At 58.4% G+C, this 17,094-nt stretch carries 19 protein-coding genes; 8 read left to right on the forward strand and 11 right to left on the reverse strand.

All coding sequences use genetic code 11. The annotated features are described in order from the left end of the window. Positions 1-231: 231 nt before the first annotated feature. From ABIE16_RS06680 to cyoA, 7 genes are all read right to left on the reverse strand, one after another. The gene (locus ABIE16_RS06680) at positions 232-684 is read right to left on the reverse strand and encodes a hypothetical protein (protein ID WP_090453165.1); all 453 of its coding nucleotides are present in this window, start codon (positions 682-684) and stop codon (positions 232-234) included. After that, complete coding sequence (locus ABIE16_RS06685; RefSeq protein ID WP_218494955.1) at positions 668-1,306, reverse strand: DUF6036 family nucleotidyltransferase; 639 nt, start codon at positions 1,304-1,306, stop codon at positions 668-670. Before ABIE16_RS06685 ends, ABIE16_RS06680 begins: the two co-directional genes overlap by 17 nt. Before the next feature lie 268 nt (positions 1,307-1,574). Further along, positions 1,575-2,462 carry a heme o synthase gene (cyoE, locus tag ABIE16_RS06690; protein ID WP_057716357.1) on the reverse strand — a complete coding sequence of 296 codons (888 nt, stop codon included), beginning with the start codon at positions 2,460-2,462 and terminating at the stop codon, positions 1,575-1,577. A gap of 11 nt (positions 2,463-2,473) precedes the next feature. Then, entirely contained in the window at positions 2,474-2,815 is a 342-nt protein-coding gene (cyoD, locus tag ABIE16_RS06695; protein WP_090453161.1) for a cytochrome o ubiquinol oxidase subunit IV, read from the reverse strand. Further along, positions 2,816-3,436 (reverse strand): cytochrome o ubiquinol oxidase subunit III, encoded by a 621-nt coding sequence (locus ABIE16_RS06700; RefSeq protein WP_030128695.1) that lies wholly within the window; start codon positions 3,434-3,436, stop codon positions 2,816-2,818. 3 nt (positions 3,437-3,439) lie between these two features. Further along, positions 3,440-5,470, reverse strand: a complete 2,031-nt coding sequence (gene cyoB, locus ABIE16_RS06705; RefSeq protein WP_015093557.1) for a cytochrome o ubiquinol oxidase subunit I — start codon at positions 5,468-5,470, stop codon at positions 3,440-3,442. 3 nt (positions 5,471-5,473) lie between these two features. After that, positions 5,474-6,418 carry a ubiquinol oxidase subunit II gene (gene cyoA / locus ABIE16_RS06710; RefSeq protein ID WP_057716359.1) on the reverse strand — a complete coding sequence of 315 codons (945 nt, stop codon included), beginning with the start codon at positions 6,416-6,418 and terminating at the stop codon, positions 5,474-5,476. A 27-nt stretch (positions 6,419-6,445) separates the two neighbouring features. Here cyoA and ABIE16_RS06715 point away from each other — a divergent pair, with 27 nt between their 5' ends. Then, a complete protein-coding gene (locus tag ABIE16_RS06715; RefSeq protein ID WP_057716360.1) occupies positions 6,446-6,706 on the forward strand; it encodes a hypothetical protein in 261 nt (86 codons plus the stop codon). Between the two features lie 551 nt (positions 6,707-7,257). On the opposite strand, the gene ABIE16_RS06720 is transcribed toward ABIE16_RS06715, so the two are convergent. Both ABIE16_RS06720 and hmpA read right to left on the reverse strand, forming a co-directional pair. After that, positions 7,258-7,767, reverse strand: coding sequence for a disulfide bond formation protein B (locus ABIE16_RS06720; protein WP_057716361.1), 510 nt, complete (start codon positions 7,765-7,767; stop codon positions 7,258-7,260). 271 nt (positions 7,768-8,038) lie between these two features. Further along, a complete protein-coding gene (hmpA, locus tag ABIE16_RS06725; RefSeq protein WP_429520754.1) occupies positions 8,039-9,220 on the reverse strand; it encodes an NO-inducible flavohemoprotein in 1,182 nt (393 codons plus the stop codon). Positions 9,221-9,376: 156 nt separating this feature from the next. Here hmpA and norR point away from each other — a divergent pair, with 156 nt between their 5' ends. The 5 genes from norR to ABIE16_RS06750 all read left to right on the forward strand — a co-directional run bounded on the left by norR (position 9,377) and on the right by ABIE16_RS06750 (position 13,824). Continuing rightward, positions 9,377-10,927 carry a nitric oxide reductase transcriptional regulator NorR gene (gene norR, locus ABIE16_RS06730; protein ID WP_150815167.1) on the forward strand — a complete coding sequence of 517 codons (1,551 nt, stop codon included), beginning with the start codon at positions 9,377-9,379 and terminating at the stop codon, positions 10,925-10,927. Between the two features lie 196 nt (positions 10,928-11,123). Continuing rightward, positions 11,124-12,026: a chemotaxis protein CheV gene (locus ABIE16_RS06735; RefSeq protein ID WP_007970363.1), complete on the forward strand. Its 903-nt coding sequence runs from the start codon at positions 11,124-11,126 to the stop codon at positions 12,024-12,026. A 27-nt stretch (positions 12,027-12,053) separates the two neighbouring features. Further along, on the forward strand, positions 12,054-12,512 hold the full coding sequence (locus ABIE16_RS06740) for a GNAT family N-acetyltransferase (RefSeq protein ID WP_191622249.1): 459 nt from the start codon (positions 12,054-12,056) through the stop codon (positions 12,510-12,512). 152 nt (positions 12,513-12,664) lie between these two features. Continuing rightward, on the forward strand, positions 12,665-12,991 hold the full coding sequence (locus ABIE16_RS06745) for a hypothetical protein (RefSeq protein WP_057716365.1): 327 nt from the start codon (positions 12,665-12,667) through the stop codon (positions 12,989-12,991). Positions 12,992-13,074: 83 nt separating this feature from the next. Beyond that, positions 13,075-13,824 carry a YkgJ family cysteine cluster protein gene (locus ABIE16_RS06750; RefSeq protein ID WP_407514327.1) on the forward strand — a complete coding sequence of 250 codons (750 nt, stop codon included), beginning with the start codon at positions 13,075-13,077 and terminating at the stop codon, positions 13,822-13,824. A gap of 128 nt (positions 13,825-13,952) precedes the next feature. On the opposite strand, the gene ABIE16_RS06755 is transcribed toward ABIE16_RS06750, so the two are convergent. Continuing rightward, positions 13,953-14,210, reverse strand: coding sequence for a hypothetical protein (locus tag ABIE16_RS06755; protein ID WP_340315238.1), 258 nt, complete (start codon positions 14,208-14,210; stop codon positions 13,953-13,955). A 195-nt stretch (positions 14,211-14,405) separates the two neighbouring features. Here ABIE16_RS06755 and ABIE16_RS06760 point away from each other — a divergent pair, with 195 nt between their 5' ends. Together ABIE16_RS06760 and ABIE16_RS06765 are read left to right on the forward strand one after the other, a co-directional pair. After that, positions 14,406-15,380 (forward strand): 2-hydroxyacid dehydrogenase, encoded by a 975-nt coding sequence (locus ABIE16_RS06760; protein WP_090453152.1) that lies wholly within the window; start codon positions 14,406-14,408, stop codon positions 15,378-15,380. A 187-nt stretch (positions 15,381-15,567) separates the two neighbouring features. Next, positions 15,568-16,077, forward strand: a complete 510-nt coding sequence (locus ABIE16_RS06765; RefSeq protein ID WP_057716369.1) for a DUF2165 domain-containing protein — start codon at positions 15,568-15,570, stop codon at positions 16,075-16,077. Between the two features lie 27 nt (positions 16,078-16,104). On the opposite strand, the gene ABIE16_RS06770 is transcribed toward ABIE16_RS06765, so the two are convergent. After that, a complete protein-coding gene (locus tag ABIE16_RS06770) occupies positions 16,105-17,007 on the reverse strand; it encodes a DMT family transporter (RefSeq protein ID WP_429520755.1) in 903 nt (300 codons plus the stop codon). Positions 17,008-17,094 lie beyond the last annotated feature (87 nt).

Consider the following 17,094-nt stretch of genomic DNA (forward strand, 5'->3'; position numbering starts at 1 on the left):
ATTCAAAATTGATGTTGCCTGACACGCCGCCATCGCGAGCAAGCTCGCTCCCACAGGGGTTCAGCGTCGTACTCGATGTCAGCGATAACGTGGTGAAGGTGCTCGATGCCCCCTGTAACAACCGCGCATGAATGAAAAAGCCCCACCGTTCTCTCGAAAGGAGGGGCTTTGCGCTGCAGGCCGTTTCAATTTTTGGGCCAAACGATGCAGCCTCTTCGCTGCAACCAGAGCTCAGGAAAACATGGCGCGCTGCTCAGCTTCGTAATGCCGGGTCTGAAAAGGCATGAGGGCTTGGGCTTTTAGGCCGAGGCCCTCACTCAACCCCCAAGAGACAGCGAGTTCATCACGGCGTCGACGCAATGGCGTGACGGTTTGTAGCATCACGGCTTGCACGGAAGTCGAATGTGCAAAAAGCTCGAGGACATTGAGCGTTTCCGACACCCGGAGATCGGACAAGCAAGCAAATCGAGTGAATCGCTCGAGCAGATAGCCAGCGCGCCGGACCTCCACTTCGTCAGTGTGACGATTCAAAAAAGCGGTTACCTCGCTTTCAAGATTTGAGTCCGAGTACCAGACAGCTTTGGCGGCGCTCACGAGAGCAGCGTCATCCGCTTGATTTAAAGGTCTTTTTACCAGCGTGTCCAAGGCGGATGAGAGGACGTGGCCGCTATGGGGCTTCGTCATCTGTGCTCTCCAGATAATCATGCAAAATATTAGTGAGAACGGAGATTGGTGGCTCCTTGTTGCCAACATATACATCAATCGCCTGCAATGCCAGTCGACGGAACTCGGTAGTCAGGATGAAACCAGCCCTGAGAAGTGCCTTGATATCACCAATGTCCTGATCGGTCGCTCTGCCCAGTTTGGAGATGGCAATGTCGACAGGTGCTGCGATATGAACGTGCAGCGGGGACTCTATCGGAAACGCTTCAATAGGAAGGCTCCGCTCCCAATAGTCCTCATGTATTGGCCCAAAACTGGTGTTGTATTGCAGGTCGTAGTTCAGCTCCATCAATCGACCGGATCGCTCATCAACAAACTGTTCGGGTATCTCTGCGAGCATGGTTTGCAGGTGTAAACCTTCGGGAACATGAGCCTCATAAATCTCGGCATCGACGTCGGTGGAAACGCGATGATGGGTATAAAGGTGAACAGCGCAGCCACCGAAAACGATAATTTTGACGGCCCCTGGTCCTGCGTTCTCTAGCTCCAGTTCCGCTTCGACAGATTTGAATATTGAAATCAAAGCCTGCCCCAACGCTGTTTCCGTATTAACACGCGGGGTGATTACCTCTGGTAGCTCCATCGTAGATCCTCTGGGATGCTCGTAATAACGGCTCCCGAGGCTAGATAGGCGACTTCCGACCCTCAACCTGAAAAACCCGTGGGAAAGTTCAGGCAAATCCGTAAGCATTTTTGCCGGTCAGGCCGCCTATCGTAAGAGGCCTGTCAGTCCGCGTCGCGGCCATAGCAAGCAGGCTCGCGATGGCGGCTACGCGGTCCCGCAGAAAGCACCCAACAAAAAGCCCCGCTCTTCTCTCGAAGGCGGGGCTTTTCTTTACAGCATCCGACGCTTAAGGCGCGTACGTCAGCAACAACTCCGCCGGCACTTTGAAGTCCAGGGACATCATCACGCTCAACGCGGTAATGGTGAAGATCGAGAACACGAACAGCTTGCGTGCCCAGACCGTGTCATCCACTGCCTTGTAGCCGGTCCAGGCCATGTACAGCCAGTACATGCCCATGGCGGCGGCGACGGCGAGGTAGCTCATGCCGGCGTAGCCGCTGAAGGTCAGCATCAAGGTCGCCACGAGGAACGCCAGGATGTAGAGCAGGATGTGCTTCTTGGCCACCTGGATGCCGCGCTTCACCGGCAGCACCGGAATCGATGCGGCCAGGTAATCGTTGAAGCGGAAGATCGCGATGGCGTAGGAATGCGGCATCTGCCACAGGCTGAACATCACCAGCAGGGTCAGCGCGGCCATGTCGAAGGTGTTGCTGACTGCGACGTAGCCAATCACCGGCGGCATGGCGCCCGACAGACTGCCCACCAGCGTGCCGTGAACCGACTTGCGCTTGAGGTACAGGCTGTAGAAGCCGACGTAGATCACGAAGCCGATGACTGCGAACAGTGCGGCCAACGGGTTGGCCACCTTGTACAACAGTGCAACGCCGGCGACACCCAGGACGGTCGCGTAGATCAGGGCCAGTTTCAGGGAGATCAAGCCCTGGACCAGCACCCGGTTCTTGGTGCGTTCCATCTTCAGGTCGATGTCGCGGTCGATGCAGTTGTTGAACACGCAACCGGAGGCAACCACCAGGGACGTGCCGATCATGGCGGCCAGGAAGATGGCCAGATCGACATGCCCTTTGGAGGCCAGGAAAAATCCGCCTGCCACAGAAAGCACGTTACCGAAAATGATCCCCGGTTTGGTGATTTGGATAAAGTGCTTGAGGGACATGCGGACTTACCTCACTTCGCCATCATGAACGTGTGGATGCTGAACATGATCCACAGCGACAGGCCAACCAGCAGGACAATCACGATCGCGGCGAAGACAAACGCAATCACGTTGTTTCGCTGCGCGGCCGAACGGTCCAGGTGCAGGAAGTACACCAGGTGCACCAGCACCTGGACGATCGCGAACGCCAGGACGATCAACAGGGTGATCGACTTCGGCAGTGTCGGGTACATCACCAGACCGAATGGAATGGCGGTCAGGATCACCGACAGGATGAAGCCGATGACGTACGACTTGTAGCTGCCGTGACCGGCGTCGTCGTGGCCATGGTGGGAATGAGCTGGGTTAGCCATTTACATAGTCCCCATCAGATAAACAACGGTGAATACGCAGATCCAGACGACGTCCAGGAAGTGCCAGAACAGGCTCAGGCAGCTCAGACGGGTCTTGTTGGTCGAGGTCAGGCCATGCTTGTTGACCTGATACATCATGATCGCCATCCAGATCAGACCGCTGGTCACGTGCAGACCGTGGGTACCGACCAGGGTGAAGAACCCGGACAGGAAGCCGGAACGGCTAGGGCCGTAGCCTTCGGAGATCAAGATGTGGAACTCGTTGATCTCCATGCCGATGAAGCCCAGGCCGAACAGGAAGGTCATGGCCAACCAGCCCAGGACCTGCTTCTTGTTGCCCCGGTAGAACGCCAGCATGGCGAAGCCGTAGGTGATCGAACTGAACAACAGCAGAGCGGTTTCGCCCAGCACGTATGGCAGTTCGAAGATGTCGTGGCCCGACGGACCACCCGCTACGTTGTTAACCAGTACCGCGTACACCGCGAAGATCGACGCAAACAGAATGCAGTCGGTCATCAGGTAGAGCCAGAAACCGTATACGGTCATCTCGCCCGAGTCGTGGTGGTCATCGTGCCCATGGTCACCATGGGCGTGTCCAACATTGGTCACTAAATTCGACATGGTTTAAGCCTGTTCCAACGAGGTTTCAACACGGGTGGCGGTGGCCGGGATTTTCCCTGCCGCTACCAGGCGCTTGTGCTGCTCGGCTTCGATGCGCTCGATCACGTCGACCGGCACCATATAGCCTTGATCATCACGGGCCGCGTGGATCACGAAGTAGATCACGGTGCCGGCCAGGCTAGCGATTGCCAGCCACCAGATGTGCCAGATCATCGCGAAACCGAACACGGTCAACAGCGCGCCCATGACCACACCGGTGGCGGTGTTGTTAGGCATGTGGATCGGCTGGTACTTGGCCGGAGCCTTGTACGCGGTGCCGTTTTCCTTGGCTTCGGTGAACGGGTCGATGCAGTCGGCTTTCGGCAGTACGGCAAAGTTGTAGAACGGTGGTGGCGACGAGGTCGACCATTCCAGGGTGTGGGCATTCCACGGGTCGCCGTGTTCGCACATGTTTTCCGGCTTGTTGCGGTCACGCACGCTGACGTACAGCTGGATCAGCTGGCAAGCGATACCCACGGCGATCATCACCGCACCGAACATGGCGACGTACAGGTACGGCACCCACTCAGGGTTGGTGGTGGCGTTCAGACGACGGGTCATACCCATGAAGCCCAGCGCGTAGAGCGGCATGAACGCGACGAAGAAGCCCGAGATCCAGAACCAGAACGCAGCCTTGCCCCAGCCTTCGTGCAGCTTGAAGCCGAACGCTTTAGGGAAGTAGAACGCGAAACCTGCGATGTAACCGAATACCGCACCGCCGATGATCACGTTATGGAAGTGCGCGATCACGAACAGGCTGTTGTGCAGAACAAAGTCAGCACCCGGGATGGCCAGCAGTACGCCGGTCATGCCGCCGATGGCGAAGGTCACCATGAAGCCCAGGGTCCACAGAACCTGGCTGGTGAAACGCAGACGGCCCTGGTAGATGGTGAACAGCCAGTTGAACAGCTTCACACCCGTCGGGATGGAAATCAGCATCGTCGCCAGACCGAAGAAGGCGTTGACGCTGGCACCCGAACCCATGGTGAAGAAGTGGTGCAGCCAAACCATGAAGCCCAGGATCGAGATCGCGCCCGATGCGTAGACCATCGAGTGGTGGCCGAACAGTTTCTTGCCGGTGAAGGTCGAGATGACTTCGGAGAAGATACCGAACGCTGGCAGGATCAGGATGTACACCTCAGGGTGACCCCATGCCCAGAACAGGTTCACGTACATCATCGGATTGCCACCAAGTTCATTGGTGAAAATGTGGAAATCCATGTAACGGTCAAGCGTCAGCAGTGCCAGAGTAGCGGTCAGGATCGGGAACGAGGCCACGATCAGGACGTTGGCCCAGGTGCAGGTCCAGGTGAAGATCGGCATGTCCATCAGCTTCATGCCAGGGGTACGCATTTTCAGCACGGTGGCCAGGAAGTTGACCCCCGTCAGCGTCGTACCCAGGCCGGATAGCTGTAGCGCCCAGATGTAGTAATCCATCCCCACGCCAGGGCTGTATTGCAGGCCCGACAGCGGCGGATAGGCAACCCAGCCGGTCTTGGCGAATTCGCCGACGCCCAGGGACAGGTTGATCAGCACCACGCCGGAAACCAGCAGCCAGAAGCTCAGGGAGTTCAGGAACGGGTAGGCAACGTCACGCGCGCCGATCTGCAGCGGCACTGCAAGGTTCATCAGGCCGGTGAAGAATGGCATCGCCATGAAGATGATCATGATCACACCGTGGGCGGTGAAGATCTGGTCATAGTGTTCAGGTGGCAGGTAGCCAGGCGAACCCTCGGTGGCCATGGCCAGCTGGGTACGCATCATGATGGCGTCGGCAAAGCCGCGCAGCAGCATGACCATGGCGACGATGATGTACATCACGCCGATTTTCTTGTGGTCGACCGACGTCAGCCACTCGGTCCACAGGTAGGTCCACTTCTTGAAGTAGGTGATTGCAGCGAACAGCGCCAGACCACCGAGCGCGATCATGGCGATGGTCACCATTACGATCGGCTCGTGGAACGGGACTGCTTCCCAACTTAATTTACCAAACATCGTTTACTCCTCTGCCCCGGCAGCTGAATGCGAGTTCATGTCCATTCCTTGCGTAGCGGCCACTTCTTTCTCTTCTTTCTCGTGCTTCACTTTCGGACCCGGTTTCATGCCTTCGTACTTGTCGACGATGGTCTGGAACAGGTTCGGCGTCACCGAGGAGTAGAGCTCGACTGGGTTGTTCTGGCTTTGCTTGGCAAGGGCTGCGTATTCAGCTTGTTCAAGCTGCTTAGGTGCCTTTTTGACTTCACTTACCCAGGCGTCGAAATCTTCCTGGGAAGTTGCGATCGCTTTGAATTTCATACCGGTGAAACCCGCGCCGCTGTAGTTGGCGGAGATACCGTCCATCTCGGCGTTCTCGTTGGCGATCAGGTGCAGCTTGGTCTGCATGCCCGCCATCGCGTAGATCTGGCCGCCCAGCGCAGGGATGAAGAACGAGTTCATCACCGCGTCGGAAGTGATCTTGAAGTTGATCGGGGTGTGCGCCGGGAACACGATCTTGTTGACCGTGGCGATGCCTTGTTCCGGGTAGATGAACAGCCACTTCCAGTCCAGCGCGACCACTTCGATGGTCACAGGCTTGACGTCGGATTCCAGCGGCTTGTACGGGTCAAGGGCGTGGGTCGACTTGTAGGTGACGTAACCCAGGGCAATGATGATCAGCACTGGAACAGCCCACACCGCGATCTCGATCTTGGTGGAGTGGTTCCATTTCGGGGTGTAGGTAGCGTTGGTGTTGGACGCGCGGTATTTCCAGGCGAACAGGAAGGTCATGATGATGACCGGAACGACGACCAACAGCATCAGCAGCGTTGCGGTGATGATCAGGTTTCGCTCGTCCAGACCAACCTGGCCCTTGGGATTGAGCAAGGTCATGTTGCAGCCTGACAGCAACAACGTGCCGATCAGCGGCAATAAGCCTAGTAGTCTGGGGTACCTGTTTTTACTCATCTCACGACCTCTAAAGCAGCTTGCGCAATGCAGTTGGGTTTTGATCGCCAACACTTCACCCTGCCAAGGGTTGGCATTTTTCTTGGATTGAATAAGGGCATGCCCGTCGTGCGTCAGACGCTGTACGACAAATCCCGGGCCTGCGGTGAGTTCTTATTCGAATACGTGGTCAAAGGCCTTGTTACAGACCAATTCCATTTGGTGCGGGTAATTGGAGGCTCCGACACCTGGGAATCGCATGAAGCCACCAGACCTCTCGACACCCTGTTTCTGCTCACCCCTGGTTAAGATTTGAGCAGTGCCGGGAATTCAGTGCGGGCGATTGTAGATATGTAACGTTCCATAAACCATGTCTCATCCCGAAATAATTTTTATCCGAACCGGCAACAATCATTAAGCGTTTTCGCAAAAGTGGCGCATCTTATCGAAATTAATTCTCAACAAAAACACCAAAATAAGTAGGTCTTCCACCCACGGTTCAGACAGTATCGTGTCCCTCTTCTCGGCCCTTGACCTTGCCCAAGGCCCGATATGACGGGGGCTCTGGCCATTCGCCAGAGCCTGTTAAAACTGCCTGTTCGTGCCCGTAATGGAAAAAACCGGAAGCCTGCAAAACAAGCCAATTTCGTTACGTTTCCATGCACCAATCCGGCCTTCTCGAACGCCCTGCGGCGCCCACTCTGTGACAACATGTCGCACACGTGTCGCACCCTTGATTGCCACCCGTCACAGTCTTTTTACCCGGCCTCTGAAATGTGCTCTGCAAGACAAAAAAAACCCCGGCCCTCTCTTCGAGGACCGGGGCTTTTTTGTCCGACAATGGGAGGCGGCAGTTGACCTCAGCGCAGCGTTTTGCGGTTACGCGAAGTCAGCAACGGCACCAGCACCACGATCAGCACGAAGGCAACCAGCGCCCACTGCGCCAGCGACAGACCGAGGATCGGCGGGTATGGAGTGGAGCAGAAACCATCGACCTGGAAACCCAGCGGGAAGATCTTCGCCAGCGGCAAGTCATCGACAATCGGTTGCAGCACATCGATGCCGCAGCTGACCGCCGGATAGAACTGCGTATAGACGTGATGCCCGGCAACGCCTGCACCTGCCACTGCACAAATCACCACCAGGGTTTCAAACACCGTGATGCTGCGACGGCCGCGCATGGCCGCGCCGATGAAGGCAAAGATCGCGATCAGCAGCAACGCGTAACGTTGCAGGATGCACAACGGGCAAGGGGCCTCGCCCAGAACAATTTGCATGTACAGCGCGCCGCCGATCAGCGCCAGGCAAATGATGCCCAAAAACACCAGGTAGCGCCGTTCACGCCCCAACCGCATGGATTCATCGCTCATCGCGTTTCCCTTCAATATTTCGATTGCCCGTCAGTCTACACGCTGGCCCGGACCTTTGAGAGTCTGGCGCATGTGAGGGGGATTCGGGGGAATAGACGATAAGGCGGTTAAGAAGGGATTAACTTTCCAGTGTTTTTTTCAAATCAAGACCGCAGTGCGGCATTCGCGAGCAAGCCCGCTCCCACATTGGATCTGTGAACGACACGGACCAATGTGGGAGCGGGCTTGCTCGCGAAGCAGGCGACTCGGTCCCCCGAGCCGCCGCACCCCCTTACTCCAGCGCCGCCGCCGGCCCGAAGAACTCATACCGGCTTTGCTTCTCCGGCACACCCAATGCTTTGAGGTGGCGTTTGATCGCGACCATGAAGCCTTTTGGCCCCAGGAAGTAGGCATCCAGATCGCGCTCTTGCGGCAGCCATTGATGCAACTGCTGCTGGCTCAACAACCCGATCTTGTGCGCCGCCGGGCTCACGCCGTCGTCCTCGGAATAGCAGTAAAAGCGCTTGAGTTGCGGGTGACGCTCAGCCAGGCCATCGATCCAGTCGCGGAAGGCATGGACGCTGCCGTTGCGCGCGCAGTGGATGAAATGCACCGGCCGCTGGGTTTCCAGCGCCGCTTCGAGCATCGCCAGGGTCGGGGTGATGCCCACGCCACCGCTGATCAGTACCAGTGGCTTGTCGCTGGCGGTCAGGACGAACTCGCCCGATGGCGGGAACAACTGGATGCTGGCGCCGACATGCAACTGGTCGTGCAGGAAGTTGGAAGCGCGGCCACCGGCCTCGCGTTTGACGCTGATGCGGTACTGGCCTTTGTTTGCCAGCGCCGACAGCGAGTAGTTACGACGGATCTCTTCACCGTCGAGGATCAGTTTCATGCCGATGTACTGGCCGGGTTCTGCCAGCAGGATCGGGCCTTTGTCCGCGGGTTCAAAGTAGAACGAAGTGATCTCGGCGCTCTCCTCGACCTTGTCTGCCACGATGAATTCCCGCGCCCCGCGCCAACCGCCCGGTGCCTGTTCCTTCTGGTCGTAGATGCTGGTTTCGGCACCGATCAGGATGTCCGCCAGTTGACCGTAGGCCGCGCCCCAGGCCGCGATCACTTCAGGAGTGGCGATCTCTTCGCCCAATACTTCGGCGATGGCCCGCAGCAGGCAGCTGCCGACAATCGGATAGTGCTCCGGGAGGATCTGCAGGGCCACGTGCTTGTTGATGATCTTGGCCACCAGGTCGCCCAACTGGTCGAGCTGGTCGATATGGCGCGCATACATCAATACGCCGTTGGCCAGGGCACGCGGCTGATCACCGCTGGCCTGGTGGGCCTGGTTGAACAGCGGGCGGACTTGCGGATATTCGGAGAGCATCATGCGGTAGAAGTGCGTGATCAGCGCCTCACCACCGCTTTCGAGCAGCGGCACGGTGGATTTGACGATGGCACGGTCTTGAGCGCTCAGCATAAGGTGACTCCTGGTCTTCTTGGGTTGCTAACGGATTACCCTATGCGTATCAGCTTTCGTGCCAACTATTTAATCGTTATAAATCAGTAAGTTAGTAACTTAATAGTCATTTAGACACTGCCTGCTTTATAGTCATACCGACTACACGGAGTCACTATGACTGCAAAACCCCTGCTCACTGCTCTGCTGCCCCTGGTCGCCGACCTGTCCCGCGAACTGCCCGAGGGTGAGCGTTATCGCCGCCTGTTGGAAGCCATGCGCGCCCTGCTCCCGTGCGACGCCGCCGCCCTGCTGCGTCTTGATGGTGAATGGCTGGTGCCGCTGGCCGTCGACGGCTTGAGTACCGACACCCTCGGCCGGCGCTTCAAGGTCAGCGAGCACCCGCGTTTCGAAGCGCTGCTCAGCGGCCCCGGCCCGACCCGTTTCGCTGCCGACAGCGACTTGCCTGACCCCTATGACGGCCTGGTCGATGGCCTGGATGATCATCTGGAAGTCCACGACTGCATGGGTTGCCCGTTGTTCATCGACGAGCGCCCATGGGGCCTGCTGACCCTCGATGCCCTCGACCCGGAGCGCTTCGAACCGATCGAACTGGATGCCCTGCAAGCCTTCGCCAGCCTCGCGGCCGCTACGGTCAACGCCGCCGAGCGCATCGAGCGGTTGAACAACCGGGTCGAAGATGAGCATCAGCGCGCCGAGGTCTACCGCCAGGCCAGCGGCCAGCAGAATCGCGAGATGATTGGCCAGAGCAAGGCCCACAAGCGCCTGGTCGAAGAAATCAGCCTGGTGGGCGGCAGCGACCTGACCGTGTTGATCACCGGCGAAACCGGGGTCGGCAAGGAGTTGGTGGCCCAAGCCATCCATGCCGCCTCGCCCCGCGCCGACAAACCGATCATCAGCCTCAACTGCGCCGCGCTGCCCGACACCCTGGTGGAAAGCGAGTTGTTCGGCCATGTTCGCGGCGCCTTCACCGGGGCGATGAACGACCGCCGTGGCAAGTTCGAACTGGCCAATGGCGGCACGCTGTTCCTTGATGAAGTCGGCGAGTTGTCGCTGACCGTGCAGGCCAAGTTGCTGCGGGTGCTGCAAAGCGGTCAACTGCAGCGACTGGGTTCGGACCAGGAGCATCAGGTCGACGTGCGCCTGATCGCGGCGACCAACCGCGACCTCGCAGAAGAAGTACGCAGCGGCCGTTACCGCGCCGACTTCTACCATCGCCTCAGCGTGTATCCGCTGCTGGTGCCGGCCCTGCGCGATCGCGGGCGCGATGTGCTGCTGCTCAGCGGTTACTTCCTGGAGCAGAACCGCTCGCGCATGGGCCTCAACAGCCTGCGCCTGAACAGCGACGCCCAGGCCGCGTTATTGGCCTACGACTGGCCCGGCAATGTGCGCGAGCTTGAGCATTTGATCGGCCGCAGCGCCTTGAAAGCCTTGGGCAATTGCAAGGAGCGGCCAAAGATTCTCAGCTTGAGCGCAGCCGATCTCGACCTGCCCAGCGCCAGCGTTGAAACCGCTGCCGAGCAACCCGCCATCGCCGCTGTGGCGTTGGTAGCAGGTGATTTGCGCGAGGCGACCGAAAACTATCAGCGCCAGTTGATCGGTGCCTGCCTGGAGCGGCACAACAACAACTGGGCAAGCGCGGCCCGTGAGCTAGGCTTGGATCGGGCGAATCTTGGGCGGATGGCCAAAAGGCTCGGCATGAAGTGATGACCCCATCGCGAGCAAGCTCGCTCCCACAGGATATGTGAACGACGACGATCCAATGTGGGAGCGAGCTTGCTCGCGATGGCGTCTTACTGTTCACCGCAATTGTTAAAGCCTGCCCCAAACAAGTCGATAACCCGGCATCGAAGTCATTGGCGATCCCTGGATTGCCCGTCACCTTTTTCCAGAGAAGGTTTATATGTCCTCCACCAAAGCCCGCGCAGACTCACTTTCGCTTCTGCTGTTTACCTTGCGCAGCGGCAAGCTGATGGCGATCAACCTGCTCAAGGTCAGTGAAATCATTCCCTGCCCGCCGCTGACCAGGCTGCCGGAGTCACATCCCCACGTCAAAGGCATCGCCACCCTGCGCGGTGCCTCGCTGTCGGTGATCGACCTCAGCCGTGCCATTGGCGAGCGTCCGCTGGAAGACCCCAACGGCGGCTGCCTGATCGTCACCGACGTCAGCCGCTCCAAGCAGGGCCTGCACGTACAGGCCGTGAGCAAGATCGTCCATTGCCTGACCACCGACATCCGCCCGCCGCCCTTCGGCTCCGGTGGTTTGCGTGCCTACATCACTGGCGTGACGTCGGTCGATGGCACCCTGGTACAAGTGCTGGACATCGAAAAAGTCATCCATGGCATCGCCCCGGCACAAATCGAAATGGCGCCGACCGAACTGAGCATGGAAGACGCCGAACTGCTGGGCAACGCGCGCATCCTGGTGGTCGATGACAGTCAGGTCGCCTTGCAGCAATCGGTGCACACCCTGCGTAACCTCGGCCTGCAGTGCCATACGGCCCGCAGCGCCAAGGAAGCCATCGACTGCCTGCTGGACCTGCAAGGCACCGCGCAGCAGATCAACCTGATCGTCTCGGACATCGAGATGTCGGAGATGGACGGTTACGCCTTCACCCGCACCCTGCGGGAAACCCCGGATTTCGCGCATCTTTATGTACTGCTGCATACCTCGCTGGACAGTGCGATGAACGCCGAGAAAGCACGACTGGCGGGCGCGAACGCGGTGCTGACCAAGTTTTCTTCGCCGGAATTGACCCAGTGCCTGATCACCGCGGCCAAGGCTGTCGCCGAACAGGGTTATTGAGTGTTGACCGAAGAATTCTGCTGGCTGATGCGGCGCGACCTCTCTGTCGTCGTGCCGCCCCCTGATTGGCCAACCGGCCTGCAACTGAGCGAATACCGCCCCGAACTGGGCGCCGCCGTGCACCGGTTGATGGAGTTCGGTTATCTCGACGGCGGTGGTCGCGTAGCCGCGCTGGACATGTGGCAACGGCAGTTCGAAACCGATCCGGAATATGACCCGGCCCTGTGCTTCATTGCCCTGGATGCCGAGGAAGTGGTCGGCGTTTGCCAGTGCTGGACCAGTGCCTATATCAAGAACCTGGTGGTGCACCCGCGGTTTCAGGGTCGGGGGTTGGGGCGTGCGCTGTTGTTGCAGGCGTTCAAGGTGTTCCAGCAGCGGCATGAAGGTTTCGTGGACCTGAAGGTACGTGAAGACAACCTTCGTGCGCGGCGCTTGTATGAAAACGTCGGGATGCGCGCGATCCGCCGGGAGCCGGTTCCGCTCTGATGCCGCCATCGCGAGCAGGCTCGCTCCCACAGTTGATGTGTGTACACCGTCCAATGTGGGAGCGGGCTTGCTCGCGAAGAGGTCAGCAAAGTCTCCATCTACCTTTCAGGCATACTCCTGCCTTGGCCACTCAGCCCAAGGAAGCCTGAACCATGAAAGCTGCGCCCCTGATTCTGTTCTGCCTCACCGCCCTCGCCTCCCAGGCCCACGCCTCCAGCCCCGACGCCTGGGCCACCTACGACAAAGCCGTACTCACCAGTTGCACCAAGGCCAGTGGCCTGAAGGACAGCAAACCGGTCGGCAACGCCGCGCAGTTCGATGACCGGGTCGGCTACACCGCGCTCCTGCTCCAGGGCCAGTACCCGCAAAAGCACATGAAAGGCGCACAAGGCACCGAGTTGTGCCTGTACAACAAAAAGAGCAAAACCGCGTACGTCACCGAATGGGACTCCATCCGCCCGGCCGGCAAGGCAAACTGACTGGCGCATAATTTGCTTCGATAGCGGCTTTTGCGGCGGCATTCTGTCGCCGCTTCATGCCCTGTGACGCGAACGAACGCTCGATGAATACAACATTTTCCTGTGTAGGCTGCGGCAAATGCTGTAACGACCACCATGTGCCCCTGACCCTGGGCGAAGCCCGGATGTGGGCAGCCGATGGCGGTCAGGTGATCGTGCTGGTGGAGGCGTTTCTGGGCAATGGCCTGGGTCTGCCGGTGCACCAACGGGAACACGCCGAACGCCGTTCGGCGGCAGTGCGCAGCGGTGAATCCGAGGCGTACGTGGCTATCACCTTCGCCGCCTACAATGTCGGCCCCTGCCGAAATCTTGACGAAGACAACCTCTGTCGCATCTACGAACGCCGGCCGCTGGTGTGCCGTATCTATCCGATGGAAATCAATCCGCACATACCTCTGAACACCGCCATGAAGGAATGTCCACCTGAGTCGTGGGAAAAAGGACCGGAGCTGATTGTCGGTGGTGAGCTGGTCGACCGGGAATTGTCGGAACTGATCCAGCGCTCCCGTCAGGCGGATCGTGATGACATTCCGATGAAGGATGCAATTTGTGCGCTGCTGGGGATTCGCACCACAGCCCTGAAGGGCGACGGGTTTACCGCTTATCTGCCGGATATGGCGGAATTTGCCGCGATCATCGACGACCTGGCCGGGCAAACGTTGCCGCAGTGGGGCAGTGAATGGCGGTTTCATGTGTCGGGGGATGATATTGCCGGGCAAGTGCTGGCCGCAGGTGCGCAAGTGACGGCGGATGCGCTGACGAATTACTCGTTTATTTCGTTGCGGGCGACTTGATCCGGGATTTTCAGTGTTTGTGCCGGCCCCTTCGCGAGCAAGCCCGCTCCCACTGGAGGAATGCATTCCAAATGTGGGAGCGGGCTTGCTCGCGAAGACGGCAGATCAGTCACCGCAGACTTAAGAACTCAGCGCTTACCCATCGACCGACGAGTCCCCGGCGGTGCCATGCCCGGCGTCTTGGTGTGGCCGTTCTTGGCGCCGTTCTTGTACCACGGCTGGTTGGAACCCTTGGCGGCCGCCAGCTCACCCGGCTTGAACGGGAATTTGAAGGCCGGGATCTCGGCTTTGGATTCGCTGTCGGCGCTGGAGTCGACGCTGTCTGGCAGCTCTGCCTGCACGTCGTTCAGGGCGTCGGCGACCGGCGGTTGTTTCGGGGAAGTCATGAAAGCTCCGGGTGGTGCATGAAATGTCGGGCCCGGTGAGCGGGCCGCATGCCACAGTATAAGAAGTGCGGCAGTATAACTGGATGGAGCACGACAAGCTGCAAGCTTGCATAGACCGCCTGACGACTCGCACAAATCCCGCGAAGAATGTTAGCGTGCTCATCATTCTTCGCCGCCCGACGAGCCCGCCCGCCCATGAAAAAGACCGTCCTTGCATTCAGCCGCGTCACCCCACCAATGATCGAACGCCTGCAACAGGATTTCGACGTCATCGTGCCGAATCCGAAAAACGGCGACATCAACGCCCAATTCAACGAAGCCCTGCCCCACGCCCACGGCTTGATCGGCGTCGGTCGCAAACTCGGCCGCGCTCAACTGGAAAACGCCACCACGCTGGAGGTGGTATCCAGTGTCTCGGTGGGCTACGACAACTATGACCTGGCCTACTTCAACGAACGCGGGATCATGCTGACCAACACGCCGGATGTGCTCACCGAAAGCACCGCCGATCTGGCGTTTGCCCTGTTGATGAGCAGCGCGCGCCGCGTCGCCGAACTGGATGCCTGGACCAAGGCCGGGCAATGGCAGGCCACTGTCGGTGCGCAGCTGTTCGGTTGCGATGTGCATGGCAAAACCCTGGGCATTGTCGGCATGGGCAATATCGGTGCGGCCATCGCCCGACGTGGTCGCCTGGGGTTCAACATGCCGGTCATCTACAGCGGCAACAGCCGCAAGACCGAACTGGAACAGGAGCTCGGCGCGCAGTTCCGCAGCCTTGATCAACTGCTGGCCGAGGCCGATTTCGTCTGCCTGGTGGTGCCGCTCAGCGAGAAAACCAAACACTTGATCAGCCATCGTGAACTGGCGCTGATGAAGCCAAGTGCCATTCTGGTGAACATTTCCCGTGGCCCGGTGGTGGATGAGCCGGCACTGATCGAAGCACTGCAAAACAACCGCATTCGTGGTGCCGGGCTGGACGTTTACGAAAAAGAACCGCTGGCCGAGTCCCCACTGTTCCAGTTGAAAAATGCCGTGACCTTGCCGCACATTGGCTCGGCCACCCATGAGACCCGCGATGCCATGGCCAACCGTGCCCTGGCCAACCTGCGCAGTGCGCTGTTGGGGGAACGCCCACAGGACCTGGTCAACCCGCAAGTCTGGAAGGGTTGAAAAAAGGGCAGGCGTTAAAAGCGCCTGCCCTTAAATGCAAAAAATAAAAACAATATCACTCTAAACCTGTAAAAAAACTGTCTGAATACACACCCTGCAATTCAGTCAATAAACAAATAACAAAACCACCCGCTAGACTCTCCTTACTTTTCCAGACACAACGGAAACAACAAAGGAGATCACCACCTTGAATCAACTTACGACAAATCAAGTCATACGCTTCAGCAAAGCCACACTAATGTTATTCATAAGTATTTTTGGATTGCTGGTGATGTACAGCAACGTTACGGACTACGCAACCAACTACGAAAACATCAGTAACATCCTGAGCATGGAGACCACAGATGACGACGAGAAGTACACCTACAGGGCCATTACCTCGCAGATACTCCATCACCGCATCTACTGGCTCATCATTACACTCGAGGTTATCTACACGCTCTTCTTCATGATCGGAACCTGTTATCTTTATAAAAACATGAGTAGCAGCGCTGAAGAGTTTCACGAGGCCAAAAAGCCCGCGATCATAGGATTACTCATTGCGCTCTTGCTTTACTATGTCGGCTTTCAAGTTATCGGCGTGGAATGGTTCAACATGGACCAATCACAAGCCTGGAATTACAAAGACTGGACCCGGCATATTGTCGACTTCATACTACCGCTGCTGATTTATATTGCGATCAAAGTCGAGCGCTGAGGACTTCAGCGCTCGATGAACGTCATCTCAAGCGAGCTTGCTACTCCCCTGTACCAAGCGTGGTTTGGGCTTGCGAAACACCAGTACGTTACCCGACATCACCAATACCAGCCCCAACAGCGCCGGCATCGTCCACTGATAACCCTCGGCGAACGCTGACACGTTGAGTGCCACCACCGGAAACAGCACTGTGCAGTACGCAGCCCGCTCTGGCCCCATGCGGCCGACCAGGGTCAGGTAGGCGGTGAAACCGATCACCGATCCCGGAATCACCAGGTACAACAGTGACCCGATGTAACGCGTGCTCATCTCCATGTCGAAGGGAATGCCTTTGACCAGGCACCACACGGTTAGCATCGCCGCCCCGTAAGCCATGCCCCAGGCATTGGTGGTCAGCGGTCTGAGACCGGCCTTCTGTTGCAGGCTCGAAAGCATGTTGCCCGCCGAGAAACACAAGGTGCCGCACAGGGCCAGACCGAGGCCAAACAAGGTTTCCGGGCTGGCGGTATGCCCGGCCAGCTCCGGCCAGAACAGCAGCCCCAACCCAAGCAGGCCCAACGCACCGCCCATCAGCACATTGCGGGCAATTCTCTGACCGAAGAACACCCGCGCGTTGAGGGCATTCCACAGGGTGGCGGTGGAAAACACCACGGCCACCAGACCGCTGGGGATCCACTGGCTCGCGGTGAGGAAGCACATGAAGTTGACGCAGAACAGGCACAAGCCTTGAGCCAGGCAGATCAGGTGCCCGCGACGGTTCATCACTTGCAGGCGTCGGCTGAGCAGCAGGATCACGAACAGCACCAGTGCGGCGAGGCCGAAGCGATACACGATCGACACGGGAATGGCCACCACGCCCAGTTGCCATTTCAAGGCAATCCAGGTGGTACCCCAGATCAGCACAGTCAGCAGGTACAAAGAAAGGTTCATGACTAAGGCTCCTCGCTAGGTGCCCAGTGTCCGGCGCCACGCCTGGGCGCACTTGCATAAACTTGCGCTTTTGTCTGGCGACAGGCT

Origin of the sequence: Pseudomonas sp. 2725 (assembly GCF_050434585.1) — a bacterium.
Lineage (GTDB): Bacteria > Pseudomonadota > Gammaproteobacteria > Pseudomonadales > Pseudomonadaceae > Aquipseudomonas > Aquipseudomonas jessenii.